Genomic DNA, 15,307 nt, shown 5'->3' with positions numbered 1-15,307 from the left:
CATGCAGCGCCGCCATTTCTTCTCCGGCGCCGCCACGGCCGTGGTCGCCGCCTCCGCCGCATCGGTGAGCCGCGTGGCCTTGGCCGCACTGCCCGAGGCGCCCTCGCAATCCTCTGCCGACACGGCCGCGCCGCTAACCCCGTCCAGCGGCCGGCCCTACCAGCCCGTGGTCACGCTCAACGGCTGGACGCTGCCATGGCGCATGAACGCCGGCGTCAAAGAATTCCACCTGGTGGCCGAGCCGGTAGTGCGCGAGATGGCGCCCGGCTTCATGGTCAACATGTGGGGCTACAACGGCCAGAGCCCGGGCCCGACCATCGAGGTGGTGGAAGGCGACCGCGTGCGCATCTTCGTCACCAACCGCCTGCCCGAGCACACCAGCGTGCACTGGCACGGCCAGCGCTTGCCGAGCGGCATGGACGGCGTGGCCGGGCTTACCCAGCCGCACATCCCCGCGGGCAAGACCTTCGTGTACGAGTTCACGGCGCGCCGCCCCGGCACCTTCATGTACCACCCGCATGCGGACGAAATGGTGCAGCTGGCCATGGGCATGATGGGCCTGTGGATCACGCACCCGAAGGCGCGCCACCCCCTGATCGCGGAGGTGCAACGCGACTACGCCTTCCTGCTCAGCGCCTACGACGTGGAGCCGGGCAGCCTCACGCCCAAGGTCAACACCATGACCGACTTCAACATCTGGACCTTCAACAGCCGGGTGTTCCCCGCCATCGACCCGCTGGTGGCACGGCAGGGCGACCGCGTGCGCATCCGCGTGGGCAACCTGACCATGACCAACCACCCCATCCACATCCATGGGCATGAGTTCGAGATCACGGGCACCGACGGCGGGCCGACCCCGAAGGCCGCACGCTGGCCCGAGGTGACCACCGACGTGGCCGTGGGCCAGATGCGGCAGCTGGAGTTCATCGCCGACGAGCCCGGCGACTGGGCGCTGCATTGCCACAAGAGCCACCACACCATGGGCGCCATGGGCCACGGCGTGCCCACCATGATCGGCGTGGACCATCGCGGCCTGGTCGGGAAGATCCAGAAGATCATTCCCGACTACATGGTCATGGGCGAGCGCGGCATGGCCGACATGGGCGCGATGGAAATGCCGCTGCCCGACAACACCTATCCCATGATGACCGGCACCGGCCCCTTCGGCCCGCTGGAGATGGGCGGCATGTTCACGACCCTGAAGGTCCGCCAGGGCCTGGCCGCCCAGGACTGGCGCGACCCGGGCTGGTACCGGCACCCGGCGGGCACGGTGGCGCACGAATGGGCCGGTGCGCCCTTGGACGCCGCAGCCCCGCGCCAGACCCCGCCCGGCCGGGCCCCCGGCGCCCCCAGCGTGCGCAAGCCGGGCGCTAGCCACGAACACCATTGAACCCTCGGAGAAACCCATGAAATCTATCAAATTCATAGCTGCTTGCGCTTTACTGGCGGGCGCTACAGCCAGTTTTAGCCATGAGAACATGCACAACAGCCACCCTGCCGTCGCCCCGCAGCAGCAGGAATGGGGGATTGCGGGAGAGGCCAAGGGCGCAAAGCGCACCATCACCTTGCACATGACGGACGACATGCGCTTTACCCCGTCGCACTTCACCGTCAAACAGGGCGAGACCGTGCGCCTGCGCGTGGAGAACCAGGGCCAGGTCATGCATGAGGTGGTGCTGGGCACACAGGGCACGTTGGACCAGCATGCGGCCATGATGCGCCAGTACCCCGACATGGAGCACGCCGAACCCCACATGGCACACGTGGCCCCGCGCGCCAAGGAAGATCTGGTCTGGCACTTCAACCGGCCCGGCCGCTTCGACTTCGCCTGCCTGATCCCCGGCCACTACGAAGCAGGCATGCGCGGCACCTTCACCGTCACGCCCTGAACAACACCACCACCCGCATCATCAGGAGTCCACCATGCGAATCACGCAACCCACCCGCCGCCAATGGATGACGGCCCTCGCCGCCGGCTTGGCCGGCGCTGCCCTGCCCGCCCTGGCCCGTGCCGCCGCCCCGCAGACTGCCGTGGAGGTCTGGAAAGACCCCAACTGCGGCTGCTGCAAGGATTGGGTGACCCACATGCAGGCCAACGGCTTCACGGTCACCGTGCACGAAACGGGCAACGCCGCCGTACGCGCCAAGCTCGGCCTGCCCACGCGCCTGGGCTCATGCCACACCGCGCTGGTGGGTGGTTATCTGCTCGAAGGCCATGTGCCCGCTGCCGATGTGCGCAAGCTGCTCAAGGACAAACCCAAGGCCCTGGGCCTCACCGTCCCGGGCATGCCGGTGGGCAGCCCCGGCATGGACGGGCCCGAGTACAACGGCCGCAAGGACCCGTACGACGTGCTGCTGGTCACCAAGAACCTGGTGAACAGCGACGTCTCCACGCGCGTATTCACCAGCTACCGTTGATGCACACCATGAAAGGCCACGCCATGCCATCGCACACCCTGCCTGCGCGCGCGCCGCGCATCGCCCTCGCACCCGTGGCCGCTCTGGCACTGCTGGGCCTGCCCGGCAGCTGGGCACATGCCCAGGGCTCGGACCACGACGCCCATCACACCGAAACGCCCGCCGCGTCCGGCGACAGCACGCAGGATCTCAGCGAGGGTGAAGTCACGCGTTGGGATGCACGCAGCGGCAAGATCACGCTGCGCCACGGCGAGCTCAAGAACCTTGCCATGCCGCCCATGACCATGGTGTTCACGTTGCGCGACCCGGCACAGGCGGCCACCTTCAAGCCCGGCGACAAGGTGCGCTTTCGGGCCGAACGGGTGAAGGGCGTATTCGTCGTCACCCATATCGAACCATTGCGCTGACGCCCCACGGACCGGGCGGCAGTTGCCCGGCCCCTTGCCGCACCAAGGAGCCCTCATGCATTCCCACAGCACGCCGCCCGCAGCTGCCCCACACGGGCAGCACCGGCACCACAGCCCCCACGTGCCCCGGCCATCGGCCGCTCCACCCGACCCACCACCCGCCGACACGGTCTACACCTGCCCCATGCACCCGCAGGTGCGACAGAGCGGCCCCGGCCACTGCCCCAAGTGCGGCATGGCGCTGGAGCCGGTACTGCCCAGCCTGGACGCGGCCGATGACAACCCCGCACTGCGCGACTTCTCGCGCCGCTTCTGGTGGACGCTGCCGCTCACCATGGTCGTCACCACGCTGGCCATGGCCGGGCACCGGCTGGGTTGGGTCGGCATGGCCACGCAAAGCGGGGTGGAGCTGGTGCTGACGCTGCCCATCGTGCTATGGGCCGGCGCGCCGTTCTTCGTACGCGACTGGCAGTCCGTGGTGCAGCGCAGCCCCAACATGTGGCCGGCTGGGGCGAGGCAGAGGTGCTGCGCCTGGCCGCCAGCCTGGACCAGGGCAGCGAGCATCCGCTAGCGGCGGCCATCGTCGCTGCGGCACGCCAGCAGGGGCTGGCGCTGGACGCGGCCGAGCAGTTCGACTCGGCCTCGGGCATCGGCGTGCGCGGCCGGATCGCGGGCCGCACCTTGGCGCTGGGTAACACGGTGCTGATGCAGCAGTCCAGCGTGAATACGGGACCGCTGGCGCAGACCGCTGAGGCACTGCGCGGCGAAGGCGCCAGCGTGATGTTCCTGGCCATAGATGGGCAACTGGCGGGCCTGCTGGCCGTCTCCGACCCCATCAAGGCCAGCACGCCCGACGCGCTGGCCGCCCTGCATGCGGCCGGCCTGCGCATCATCATGGCCACCGGCGATGGCCTGACCACGGCAGGTGCCGTGGGACGGCGCCTGGGCATCGACGAGGTGCACGGCGAGGTATTGCCCGCCGATAAGCTGGCCCTGGTCGAACGCCTGCAGGCCGAGGGACGCACCGTGGCCATGGCCGGCGACGGCATCAACGACGCACCCGCGCTCGCACGCGCCGACGTGGGCATCGCCATGGGCACGGACGTGGCCATGAACAGCGCGCAACTCACGCTGGTCAAGGGCGACCTGCGCGGCATCGCCACGGCGCGCGCGCTGTCGCAGGCCACGGTGGCCAACATGCGCCAAAACCTGGGCTTTGCCTTCGTCTACAACGCGCTGGGCGTGCCGCTGGCCGCCGGGCTGCTCTACCCGTTCACGGGCTGGCTGTGTCGCCGATGATCGCGGCGCTGGCCATGAGCCTGAGTTCGGCCTCGGTGATCACGAATGCCCTACGGCTGCGCCGCGCACGGCTTTGAGAGCACGCCGCAAGACGCGGGGACAGGTGCCGGTGCGGCACCATAATCGGCGCCCATGCAAGCTTGCTCCCTGCACAGCGCCTGCGGCGCCATCACCGACGTTGCCGGCATCGAGGTCGGCCACTTCACCGACCCACGCCGCCCCACCGGCTGCAGCGTGGTGATTGCGCGCGAGGGTGCCGTGGCAGGCGTGGATGTGCGCGGCGCCGCCCCCGGCACGCGCGAGACCGACCTGCTGGCCCCGGGCAACCTGGTGGAGCAGGTGCACGCCATCATGCTGGCGGGTGGCAGCGCCTGGGGGCTGGAGGCCGCCACGGGGGCCGTGCGCTGGCTGGAGGAGCACGGCGTAGGGCTGGACGTGGGCGTGGGCCGCCTGCCACTGGTGCCAGCGGCCGTGCTGTTCGACCTGCACGTGGGCGACATGAAGGTGCGTCCCGATGCGGCGGCCGGCTATGCGGCCTGCGCTGCCGCCACACGCGAGCCGCCAGCCGAGGGCAACGTAGGCGCCGGCGCTGGCGCCGTGGTGGGCAAGATGTTCGGCCTGCAGCACGCCATGAAGGGCGGCGTGGGCACAGCCTCGGTCACCGTCGCGGGCGTCACGGTGGGTGCGCTCATTGCCTGCAACGCCGTGGGCGACGTGGTCGACCCGGACACCGGGCGCCCACTGGCGGGCGCCCGCGCTGCCGACGGGCTGACGCTGCGCGATACACGGCACGCGCTGCTGCTCGGCGAGCCCCCTCATCCCCTGCTGGCCGGCAGCAACACCACGATCGGCGTGATCGCTACCGACGCGCGGCTGACCAAGGTTCAAGCTCAGCGACTGGCCGTTGCCGGCCATGACGGCCTGGCCCGCAGCATCAACCCCGTGCACACCATGAGCGACGGAGACACGCTGTTCACGCTGTCGACCGGCCACGTGCCGCACCACCCCGGCATGATGGTGTTGGCCACGATGGCGGGCGAGGCGGTGGCCCGCGCCACCGTGCGCGCCGTGCTCGCCGCGCGCACCCTGCGCACGGCCGAGGGCCTGGCACTTCCGTGCCATGCCGATCTGTCTGCCGGGAGCTAGCCATGGGACAGATGTCACGCCGCCTGCGCACGGCGCTGCTGTCGCTGCGCGACCTGTTGGTGTCTGCCGGGCCGCTGGCGCTACTGGGCGCGGGCCTGGTGCTACTGGCCTATTGGTGGCTCAACCCCACGCCGCCGCGCACGGTGACGCTGGCCACCGGCCCCGCGCAGAGCGCCTACGAGGCCTTCGGCCAGCGCTATCGTGACGCACTGGCGGCAAGCGGGATCAACGTGGTCTTGCTGCCCAGCGATGGTTCGTCATCCAACCTGCAGTTGCTGCGCGATGGCCACGCCGACCTCGCCTTCGTGCAAGGTGGCACGGGTGAGTTGCGTCCCGAGGACAGTGATGAGCTGGTCTCGCTGGGCAGCCTCTTTGTGGAGCCCATCTGGCTGTTCTACCGCGGCGATGTGGCGCGCCGCATCCACCGATCGGCCCGGCTGGAGGGGCTGCATCAGCTGCGCGGGCTGCGCGTGAACGTCGGCTCGCCCGGCAGCGGCGTACCAACGCTCATGGAGCGCCTGCTGGACGCCAACCACATTCCGCTGGATGCCCTGACGCTCACCCGTCTGGAGCAGACGCCCGCCACGGTGGCGTTCCTGGCGGGGCGGTTGGACGCCCTGGTGTTTGCCTCCGCCCCCGAGTCATTGATGGTGCAGATGCTGCTGCAAACGCCCGGCGTGCAGCTCATGCACTTCCCGCAGAACGAGGCCTACAGCCGCCGTTTTCCGTTCCTCACGCCGGTAGTGCTGCCACGCGGCGTGGTGGACCTGGCCGCCAACGTACCCCCGCGCGACGTACGGCTGGTGGCATCCACCACATCCCTGCTGGCGCGTGAAGGCACCCACCCCGCCCTGCTGCAATTATTTGCCCAGAGCGCGCAGGGCATCCATGGCAATGCGGGCTGGTTCAACCGTGCGCGCGAATTCCCCAGCACCCGGCACGCGGAACTGCCCATTGCCAAGGAGGGCGAGCGCGCCATCAACGAGCCGGCGCCGCTGATGCAGCGCTATCTGCCATTCTGGATCGCCAACCTCGTCGAGCGCATGTGGCTGGTACTGGGTATCTTGATTGCCATCATGCTGCCGCTGTGGCGCGTGGTGCCGCCGCTGTACCAGTTCCGCGTGCGCTCGCGCGTGTTCCGCTGGTATGGGCATCTGCGCGACATCGAAGACGACATGGAACGAGGAGAGGCCACCCCCGACGCGCTGCGCGAACGGCTGGACCGCATGGAGGCGCAGGTGGAAAAAGTGAGCGTGCCACTGTCCTATGCCGACGAGCTCTACGCCCTGCGCAACCACATCCAACTGGTGCGCCGGCGCCTGCCACGCGCGGCAGGCTGAACGGCAGTCCCCGCGACCGGCGGAGCGCCCTAGCGCAGCTTGGCCGGCTTGGTGCGCACGGCGCGCAAAGCGCGGTCCACCACCGGCTGGTCGGAAATCAGGCGGAATGCCCCGTCGGAGGACAGTTTGTCGATCATGCGCCGCGTCATGGACTGCGTGCTCGCGTCGGCTCCGGTGAACAAAAAAAGCGTGTTGTGCGGGCTGCACCAGGTGAGCTGGGTTCGTACCGCACCCTGGTTGGTGATGATTTCCACCCACTGGCCGATGCGCAATGCGGGCTGAGCCACTGCTCCGGCCATCGACGGGTCCGCCGCGGCGGCCGTATCGGAAGACAGCACATCGTCAGCGCGGGTTTCAGGGCTGACCTCTTCCGCCGGCGTGTCGCCGAAGACGCTCGCCGCTGCGTAGTTCAGCGCTTCACCCTGAAGCTGCGCTAAGCGCTGCGTCACTTCGGCAATACGCTCGATCGGGTGGTCAATGCTCTCCAGCCCACGCACCAACACCGGCACCATGTCGGCAATGGCCTGGCCCAGGCGCTCCGGGTCCGAGCGCAACTGCTCGGGCTGCGCGCAGCACAGCAGCAGCGGCACCAACGCCAGGTAGCCTCCGGGATCTCCGCCGGTTTCCTGGGGCTGGCTGCTTTGCGCCTGCGCCACCACATCCGCCCACGGGCCGGTCACGAAGGCCAGCAGGTCGGCCGGTACCTTGTCCGCATCGGGCAGGCGGCGGAAGTCGGCGGCAATCTTCTCGGCCAGCAATTCCCGCTGCTCCCGCTGGAGCAGTTCGCGCTGCTGCGCTTCATGGCGTTCAAGCTGGCGACGCTCCTGCGCGGTCCAGGCCTTTTCCAGCGCCTTGAGCACTTGGGCGAACGGTGCGGCATCCCGGATCTCGATGGAAGCCAGGTGGCCTACGGCTTCGTTCACCAGCCGCATGAAGCGGCTGAAGGCGGGCCCATCCTCGGCGTTGAATGCCAGGCTGCGCTGGGTCAACTCGTCCAGCAGGCGCCGGGCGGGGTGCTGCTCATCCGTGAAGAACCGCGTGTCGTGCTGCACCAACTCCTTCAGCGCGGGCTCCAGGCTTTGCACGGCACGCTGCATGGGGGGCAGCAGCCGCGAATCCTGCGCAATGTTGTCCATCATGCGGCTCACGACCTCATGCGCCGTCCGCGTGGGGGGTGCCGCCACCGGCGCATGTGCAGAGGTGCCGTTCCAGCCCGTCACCGGGACCGCAGCCCCTCCCGACAGACGACCCACGATGCGTTCCAGCTGCGCAATGTCTTCCATTGCTTCCACCGCGGCCGGCGTGACGTACGCGTTGGCCGGAGTAGCTGCCGTATAGCCGCCGCGTGCATCGTAGGCGAAAGGGTCACCACCACCGGCCAGCATCTGGCGCAGGATACCCACCGTCAGCAGCGCTTCTTCGGCCTGCGGCGCCAAGGCCACGTTGCCCGAGGCGCCTCCCCAGCCTGCCCCGTAACCTTGGCCATAGGCGCTCGCGGCACCATATTCGCTGGCCGGCGCACCATAGGCCGAGGGCGGCGCGTAGCCCACGCCCATCTGGGAACTGTGGGCATATCCACCACCATGCCCGCTGCGCACACCCGGGGCTCCCGCCACCGCGTAGCCCACGGGCTCGACGCCATGCTCGCGCAGGCTCTGGGCGGCGCGCTTATAGGCGCTTACCAGTTGCATGCCCAGCAGTTCGCGCATCTGGCTCATCCACAGCTGCCGCACTTCCCCACTTACACCGGTATCGCTCACCACTTGCTGCAGCGCGCGGATGTAGTTCTCAGGGCGAAAAGGGTTGCTCTCGGGTTGCACGCTGTGCAGGCCCTGCGCCGAACTGACGAGCGTGTTGAGTTCCGCCAGCGTTGCCTCTGTCGCCAGAGCGGCGATCTGCTGTGCCCGCGACAGCTCCACCTGGACCAGCACGTCGGCATCGTCCATGAGGGCGAGCTCGCCCAGGTCCATTCCGCCGGGCTGCCCGGCCCTCGTCTTCGCGGCCGAGGGGCCTTCGGCAAAAATCTCCAGCAAGGCCATGGGGTAGGCCTTGGGCAACGAAGCCTCGTGCTGCTTGAGCAGGCGCAAGGCATCGCTGATCTGGGTACGCTTGTGAAGGTCGCGGGTGGAGGACTCCTGCGCCGTGAGCGCTTCGCGCGTACCAGTCACCAGCGCCTCCATCAGTGCCTCGCTGTCCCTGACGGCGTTGACAACGCAGGCGCGAAAAACCGTACGGGCGCGGGACGCGGAAAGGGACATGGTGGGGACGGACGAAGAATGGGCGGCGGTCCGCCCGATGCTACTACCTGTAAGTGCTTATTTGAGGGCCTTGTAGCGCATACGCTTCGGTTTCGCACCCTCTTCACCCAATCGTTTTTTCTTATCAGCTTCGTATTCTTGGTAATTGCCGTCAAAGAATACCCATTGGCTGTCGCCCTCGGCTGCCAGGATGTGGGTCGCGATACGGTCGAGGAACCAACGATCGTGGCTGATGACCAGCACGGTGCCAGCGTACTCCAGCAACGCGTCTTCCAGCGCACGCAGGGTTTCCACGTCCAGGTCGTTGGACGGTTCGTCCAGCAGCAGCACATTGCCGCCCTGGATCAGCGTCTTGGCCAGGTGCAGGCGGCCGCGCTCGCCCCCGGACAGGTTGCCCACCTTCTTCTGCTGGTCCTGGCCGTTGAAGTTGAAGCGCCCGGCATAGGCGCGCGACGCCATTTGGAACTTGCCCACGTTGATGATGTCCAGCCCGCCGGAGATGTCCTCCCACACGGTCTTGTCATCGGCCAGTGCGTCGCGGTGCTGATCGACAAAGGCCATCTTCACGGTCTGACCGATTTCCACGGTACCGGAATCAGGTTGCTCCTTGCCCGCGATCAGCTTGAACAGGGTCGACTTGCCGGCACCGTTCGGGCCGATGATGCCGACGATGGCGCCGGCAGGGATGTTCATGCTCAGGTTGTCGATCAGCAGGCGGTCACCAAAGGCCTTGGAGACATTCTTGAATTCGATGACCTTAGAGCCCAGGCGATCCGCTACAGGAATGAAGATTTCCTGCGTTTCGTTGCGGCGCTGGTATTCGTAATCGCTCAGCTCTTCGAAGCGGGCAATACGCGCCTTGGACTTGGCCTGGCGGCCCTTGGCGTTCTGGCGCACCCACTCCAGTTCCTTCTTCAAAGCCTTGGCGCGAGCCTCCTCGCCTTTTTGCTCGGCTTCCAGACGGTTGCCCTTCTGGATCAGCCAGTCAGAATAATTGCCCTTGTAGGGGATGCCGTGGCCTCGGTCCAGTTCCAGAATCCACTCAGCGGCGTTGTCCAGGAAGTAGCGGTCGTGGGTGATCGCCACCACGGTACCGCTGAAGCGGTGCAGGAATTGCTCCAGCCAGTCCACGGATTCGGCGTCCAAGTGGTTGGTGGGTTCGTCCAGCAGCAGCATGTCGGGCTTGGACAGCAGCAGCTTGCACAGGGCCACGCGACGCTTTTCGCCACCCGATAGCTTGCCGATCACCGCATCCCACGCCGGCAGACGCAGCGCGTCGGCCGCAATTTCCAACTGGTGTTCGGAATCGGTACCGGCCGCGGCGATGATGGCCTCCAATTCACCCTGTTCTTTGGCCAGCGCGTCAAAGTCGGCATTCTCTTCCGCGTAAGCAGCGTATACCTCTTCCAGGCGAGCTTTGGCGTTGTTCACCTCGGCCATGGCTTCTTCCACGGCCTGGCGCACGGTGTGCTCGGGATTGAGTTGGGGTTCCTGGGGCAGGTAACCGATCGACAGCCCGGGCATGGGCAGTGCCTCGCCTTCGAATTCCTTGTCCACGCCCGCCATGATCTTGAGCAGAGAGGACTTGCCGGAGCCGTTCAGGCCCAGCACGCCGATCTTGGCGCCCGGAAAGAAGCTAAGGGAAATGTCCTTCAAGATCTGCCGCTTGGGCGGCACGGTCTTGGTGACGTGGTTCATCGAGAAAACGTATTGGGCCATGGATTTATTCAGGAAACGGGCAGAAGAAGGCGCCAAAATTTTTTGCGCACAAACGCGGATTATCGGCGCATGCGACAATAGACCCCGTCTTGGGCTCCAGTTGCCCACGGCATCAGCCTAGACAAGCTGGGGACGAAGGAAGAATTTTCCGGGCTCCCACCCTTGCAATCATCTGCCTAACAAACTGGCTCGGCGGCCCGTAAAGTCGCCTGCGACAGGCCGATACCCAGCGCCCCGGATGGGCGCATCCAATTACATGACATTTGAAGAACTGAAGCTGGCGCCGGCCATTTTGCGGGCCGTGCAAGAACAAGGCTACGACAACCCGACCCCTATCCAGGCCCAGGCCATCCCGGCCGTCCTCGCTGGACACGACCTCCTCGCCGGGGCACAGACCGGCACTGGCAAGACCGCCGCGTTCACGCTGCCCATGCTGCACCGCCTGGCCGAAGGCCAAGCCCCACGCAGCCAGTTTGGCGGCAAGGGTGTGCGCGCCCTGGTGCTCACGCCCACGCGGGAGCTGGCAGCGCAGGTCGAAGAATCCGTGCGCGGCTACGGCAAATACCTGGATCTGAACTCCACCGTGATCTTCGGCGGCGTCGGTATGAACCCCCAGATCGAACGCATCAAGCGCGGCGTGGACGTGCTGGTGGCCACCCCTGGCCGCCTGCTGGACCTGCAGCAGCAAGGCTTCATGGACCTGTCCACCGTCGAGATCCTGGTGCTGGACGAAGCCGACCGCATGCTCGACATGGGCTTCATCCACGACGTGAAGAAGGTGCTGGCGCTGCTGCCCCAGTCCAAGCAAAGCCTGCTGTTCTCGGCCACGTTCAGCGACGACATCCGTGAACTGGCCAACTCACTGCTCAAGAACCCGCAGAGCATCCAGGTCACCCCGCGCAACACCACGGTGCAACGCATCAGCCAGGTGATCCACCCCGTGGGGCGCGGCAAGAAAAAGCAGGTGCTGCTGCACATCATCCAGGAACACGACTGGAGCCAGGTGCTGGTGTTCACGCGCACCAAGTTCGGCGCCAACAACGTGGCCGAGTACCTGACCAAGAACGGCGTTTCGGCCATGGCGCTGCATGGCAACAAGAGCCAGAGCGCCCGCACCCAGGCGCTGGAGGGCTTCAAGACGGGCCAGATTCGCGCCCTGGTGGCTACCGACATCGCGGCACGCGGCATCGACATCGACGACCTGCCGCACGTCGTGAACTACGAAATCCCCAACGTGCCCGAGGACTACGTGCACCGCATCGGCCGCACGGGCCGCGCCGGCCGCGAGGGCCATGCCGTGAGCCTCGTCTGCATGGACGAGGAAGGTTTCATGATGGAGATTGAGCGCTTCACCAAGCAGGAAATCCCCGTGCAGGTGATCGACGGCTTTGGTCCGGACGAGGGAGAGAAGGCCGAACCCATCGCCATGGGCCGCCAGACCATCTGGGGCGGCGCGGGCAAGCCACCCAGCCGCGAAGTCATGCAGGCAGCGGCCAAGGCGGCACGCCAGGAGATGATGGAGCGCATCCGCACCAACAAGGCGGCCACTGGCGGCCAGCGCGGTTCGCGCCAAGGCGGCGGTGGCCAGGGCGAAGGCCAGCAGCGCGCCGGGGGCCAGAACGGCAGCGGGGGCCGCGGCGGCAACGCAGGCAATGCGGGCCGTCCTGCCGGCCCACGTGATCAGCAACGTCCGCAGAACACGGCCGGTGGCCGCCGCCGCGGCGGTCCGGCTGGTGCAGGCAATGGCGGGGGTAATGGCGGAAATCGCCGTTTCGACGACAGCCAGCCTCGCAGCGAGAACGCCCACCTGGGCACGCAGCTCGGCAACATTGGCATCGGCCCACGCCATGGCAGCGGCCGTGCCAGCCAGCCGGACCCCATGCGCACCAGCGTGGACAGCATGGCGGACCGCGGGCGTCGGGGCGGCTTCGGCCGTGGCAACGGCGGCGGCGGTGGTGGCCGCGGCCCACGCGGCGGCGGCTTCGGCCGCTGAGACCTTCACGACAACAGAAAGCCCGGCACAGCCGGGCTTTTTTCCATGGCCCCTGAGCCGACCACCCCGCCGCACGCGCAGGACATCAAAGCTGCCGGGTAACATCCGCCCCAGCACCACTTCCGCCACGCCCACCATGACGCCGAAGAATCTGCTCTCCCACACATACGCGCTGCCAATCGCCGCAATCGCAGCACGGCACCGCGCTACCGCGCTGCTGGGCGCATTCCTGCTGTCCGCCTGCTCCAGCACGCCCCTGCCTCCGTGGCCCGCGCAGTCCTCCCCCCCCACGCCCACTGGTCCGCAAACGTCCCGCGCCGTACCGCCGCCGCTGGGAACAGTGCAGCGTGGCGAAGTCGTGCCCAGCCCAGTCACGGTAACGCCCGTCGCCCCGGCCACCGAGCCGGCCTCCACCGCGCTCCCCTACAGCGCGGCTGTCGCGGCACGCTTTCCCGCGCCTTCCGTGCGGTACGAAACGCCGGGGCTCGCCGAGGGGCGCCAGGCTTTCACCACCAACGCTGAACTCACCCAATGGCTGCGTAATCTGGCCACGGCGCAGCGCGGCACGACCCGTGTGCAAATGCTGGACCTGGGGGTATCGCAGCGCGGCACACCCTTGCACGGCCTGGTGCTGACCCGCGCGGCTGGCACCAACGTGGCCGCGCTGGACGCCAGCCGCCGCCCCACGGTGCTGCTGCTTGGGCAGCAACATGGCGACGAACCCGCCGGCAGCGAGGCATTGCTCGTACTGGCGCGCGAACTGGCACAAGGGCTGCTGGAGCCCATGCTGGAGCGCATCAACGTGATCGTCGTTCCCCGCGCGAATCCCGACGGAGCCGAGGCCGGCACGCGGGCCACGTCCAACGGCATCGACATGAACCGGGACCACCTGCTTTTGCAGACTCCGGAGGCCCAGGCACTCGCCAAACTGGTGCGCAACTATCGCCCGATCGCCATTTTCGATGCGCATGAATACACCGTCACCGGACGGTTCCTCGAGAAATTCCATGCCATCCAACGCTACGACGTGCTGCTGCAGCACGCAACGACGGCTAACCTGCCGGAATTCATGACCAAGGCAGCTCTGGAATGGTTCCACCACCCCATGATCAGGGCCCTGGAAGCGGAAGGCCTGAGCCAGGAGTGGTACTACACCACCTCGACCCGCGCCGAAGACCTTCGCCTGTCCATGGGAGGGACGCAACCCGATACCGGCCGCAACGTGAATGGTCTGAAGAACGCCGTCAGCATGCTCGTGGAAACGCGCGGCGTGGGCATTGGCCGCGCCCACATCCAGCGGCGCGTGCACTCGCAGGTGACGGCCCTCACCAGTGCACTGCGCAGCACCGTGGACCGCGCCGCCGACTTGGAGCAGGTGCGCTCCTATGAAGCGCGGGATATTGCTTCCCGGGCATGCCGCGGCGAGATCGTGGTGGAAGCCACGCAAACCCCCGGCCAGCGCGACCTGGTCATGCTGGACCCACAGACCGGCGCAGACCGGACCCTGCGCGTGGATTGGAATTCCTCGCTGCAACTCAAGCCTGTCAAAAAACGCCACCGCCCCTGCGGCTATTGGTTGGCAAGCGGCGCAACGGATGCAGTGGAGCGCCTGAAGCTGCTGGGCATCCAGGTGATGCACGTCGCCGAAGCGGGCTCCGTACTGGCCGACATCTATGAGGAAACCAGCCGGGAGAGCTCCGAGCGAGAGGACGTGCGCGGAGCCATCCCTGGCGCCCGCCCGATCATCCGCGCCACCGTGACCCCCATGCGCAGCGCCATCGACGTGCCGGGAGGCAGCTATTACGTGTCTCTCAACCAGCCCTTGGCCAATCTGGCCGTGGCAGCGCTGGAGCCCGATACGCAGAACAGCTATTTCGCCAACCATGTCATCGGCCAGCTCGGCGATGTGGCACGGGTCATGGCACCTCCATCGCTGGTGTTTGAGGAGATGGACTGAAGAGCACGCCAGACTGCGGCCACTCTTTAAATGATAGCTGCTTGCGCTTGCTGGATAAGCGCTAAAGGCATATTTGGCATCATACACAGCACCCGCATGCCGTCTTCTATTTCATGGGCTGCGCAGGCTGGCGCGGAAGCGCTCCGGGCGCCTGTATGATCCTGCACTCCGAGCGCGCACATCACCGCGCGCACCGCATACCTGCATCATCTGCCCGTAGCTCAACCGGATAGAGCAATTGCCTTCTAAGCAATAGGTCGGGGGTTCGAGTCCCTCCGGGCAGGCCAAAACAGACCTCCACACAATCTCACGACCTTTTAGAGCCCGCATACTTCCTAGCGTTGCGGGTTTTTATTGTCTCAAGCCGTCTCACCGCGTACCGTGACATACCAACAAAAAGTTGGTACTTTTGCCGGCATCTCCACATACCGTATTGACCCAGCAGAAACTGCACAGGTCACAGGTCACAGGTCACAGGTCACAGGTCACAGGTCATGCCGCTAATGCGAATGCCTCAGCGGGGGTTCTCATGTTCAGCGCCTGGTGCGGGCGCCGGTGGTTGTAGAAATGGATCCAGTCCCCGATCAGGCGACTGGCATGCTGCAGCGAGTCGAAGCGATGCCGATGCACGCACTTGAGCGTGCGGATCACCCGCTCGACCAGACCGTTCTGCTCAGGGCTGTGCGGCGTGATGAATTCTTGACGCAGTCCGTAGCTTCCCAGGGCCGTGAAGCTGCGGCTGGTGAAGACCAACTCATTGTCCGAACGCA

Annotated in this window: 11 protein-coding genes, 1 tRNA gene and 1 pseudogene; 10 read left to right on the top strand and 3 right to left on the bottom strand. The window is 66.8% G+C overall.

The features are described 5' to 3' along the window. Window position 1 precedes the first annotated feature (1 nt). From DTPSY_RS06060 to DTPSY_RS06030, 7 genes and pseudogenes are all read left to right on the top strand, one after another. Window positions 2-1,390, top strand: coding sequence for a multicopper oxidase family protein (locus DTPSY_RS06060; RefSeq protein WP_015912852.1), 1,389 nt, complete (start codon window positions 2-4; stop codon window positions 1,388-1,390). Window positions 1,391-1,406: 16 nt separating this feature from the next. Then, the gene (locus tag DTPSY_RS06055; protein ID WP_015912851.1) at window positions 1,407-1,889 is read left to right on the top strand and encodes a cupredoxin domain-containing protein; all 483 of its coding nucleotides are present in this window, start codon (window positions 1,407-1,409) and stop codon (window positions 1,887-1,889) included. A 67-nt stretch (window positions 1,890-1,956) separates the two neighbouring features. Continuing rightward, window positions 1,957-2,418 (top strand): DUF411 domain-containing protein, encoded by a 462-nt coding sequence (locus DTPSY_RS06050; RefSeq protein WP_187148612.1) that lies wholly within the window; start codon window positions 1,957-1,959, stop codon window positions 2,416-2,418. A 23-nt stretch (window positions 2,419-2,441) separates the two neighbouring features. Next, window positions 2,442-2,825, top strand: a complete 384-nt coding sequence (locus tag DTPSY_RS06045; protein WP_041836328.1) for a copper-binding protein — start codon at window positions 2,442-2,444, stop codon at window positions 2,823-2,825. Window positions 2,826-2,880: 55 nt separating this feature from the next. Then, a pseudogene (locus DTPSY_RS06040) lies at window positions 2,881-4,201 on the top strand (HAD-IC family P-type ATPase). 55 nt (window positions 4,202-4,256) lie between these two features. Next, entirely contained in the window at window positions 4,257-5,270 is a 1,014-nt protein-coding gene (locus DTPSY_RS06035) for a P1 family peptidase (RefSeq protein ID WP_015912849.1), read from the top strand. A 2-nt stretch (window positions 5,271-5,272) separates the two neighbouring features. Beyond that, a complete protein-coding gene (locus DTPSY_RS06030; protein ID WP_015912848.1) occupies window positions 5,273-6,610 on the top strand; it encodes a TAXI family TRAP transporter solute-binding subunit in 1,338 nt (445 codons plus the stop codon). A gap of 29 nt (window positions 6,611-6,639) precedes the next feature. On the opposite strand, the gene DTPSY_RS06025 is transcribed toward DTPSY_RS06030, so the two are convergent. Both DTPSY_RS06025 and ettA read right to left on the bottom strand, forming a co-directional pair. After that, window positions 6,640-8,868, bottom strand: a complete 2,229-nt coding sequence (locus tag DTPSY_RS06025) for a DUF1631 family protein (RefSeq protein WP_015912847.1) — start codon at window positions 8,866-8,868, stop codon at window positions 6,640-6,642. Between the two features lie 57 nt (window positions 8,869-8,925). Beyond that, complete coding sequence (gene ettA, locus DTPSY_RS06020; protein ID WP_015912846.1) at window positions 8,926-10,587, bottom strand: energy-dependent translational throttle protein EttA; 1,662 nt, start codon at window positions 10,585-10,587, stop codon at window positions 8,926-8,928. Window positions 10,588-10,843: 256 nt separating this feature from the next. Here ettA and DTPSY_RS06015 point away from each other — a divergent pair, with 256 nt between their 5' ends. The 3 genes from DTPSY_RS06015 (at window position 10,844) to DTPSY_RS06005 (ending at window position 14,824) form a co-directional block, all read left to right on the top strand. Further along, window positions 10,844-12,580, top strand: a complete 1,737-nt coding sequence (locus tag DTPSY_RS06015; protein WP_015912845.1) for a DEAD/DEAH box helicase — start codon at window positions 10,844-10,846, stop codon at window positions 12,578-12,580. A 136-nt stretch (window positions 12,581-12,716) separates the two neighbouring features. Next, on the top strand, window positions 12,717-14,537 hold the full coding sequence (locus DTPSY_RS06010; protein ID WP_015912844.1) for a M14 family metallopeptidase: 1,821 nt from the start codon (window positions 12,717-12,719) through the stop codon (window positions 14,535-14,537). 210 nt (window positions 14,538-14,747) lie between these two features. Further along, a tRNA-Arg gene (locus tag DTPSY_RS06005) sits at window positions 14,748-14,824 on the top strand. A gap of 205 nt (window positions 14,825-15,029) precedes the next feature. On the opposite strand, the gene DTPSY_RS17940 is transcribed toward DTPSY_RS06005, so the two are convergent. Next, the gene (locus DTPSY_RS17940) at window positions 15,030-15,290 is read right to left on the bottom strand and encodes an integrase core domain-containing protein (RefSeq protein WP_238526575.1); all 261 of its coding nucleotides are present in this window, start codon (window positions 15,288-15,290) and stop codon (window positions 15,030-15,032) included. Between the last annotated feature and the right edge of the window lie 17 nt (window positions 15,291-15,307).

Source organism: [Acidovorax] ebreus TPSY, from assembly GCF_000022305.1.
Taxonomy (GTDB): Bacteria; Pseudomonadota; Gammaproteobacteria; order Burkholderiales; family Burkholderiaceae_C; genus Diaphorobacter; species Diaphorobacter nitroreducens.
This window is presented reverse-complemented; position numbering and strand designations above follow the sequence as displayed.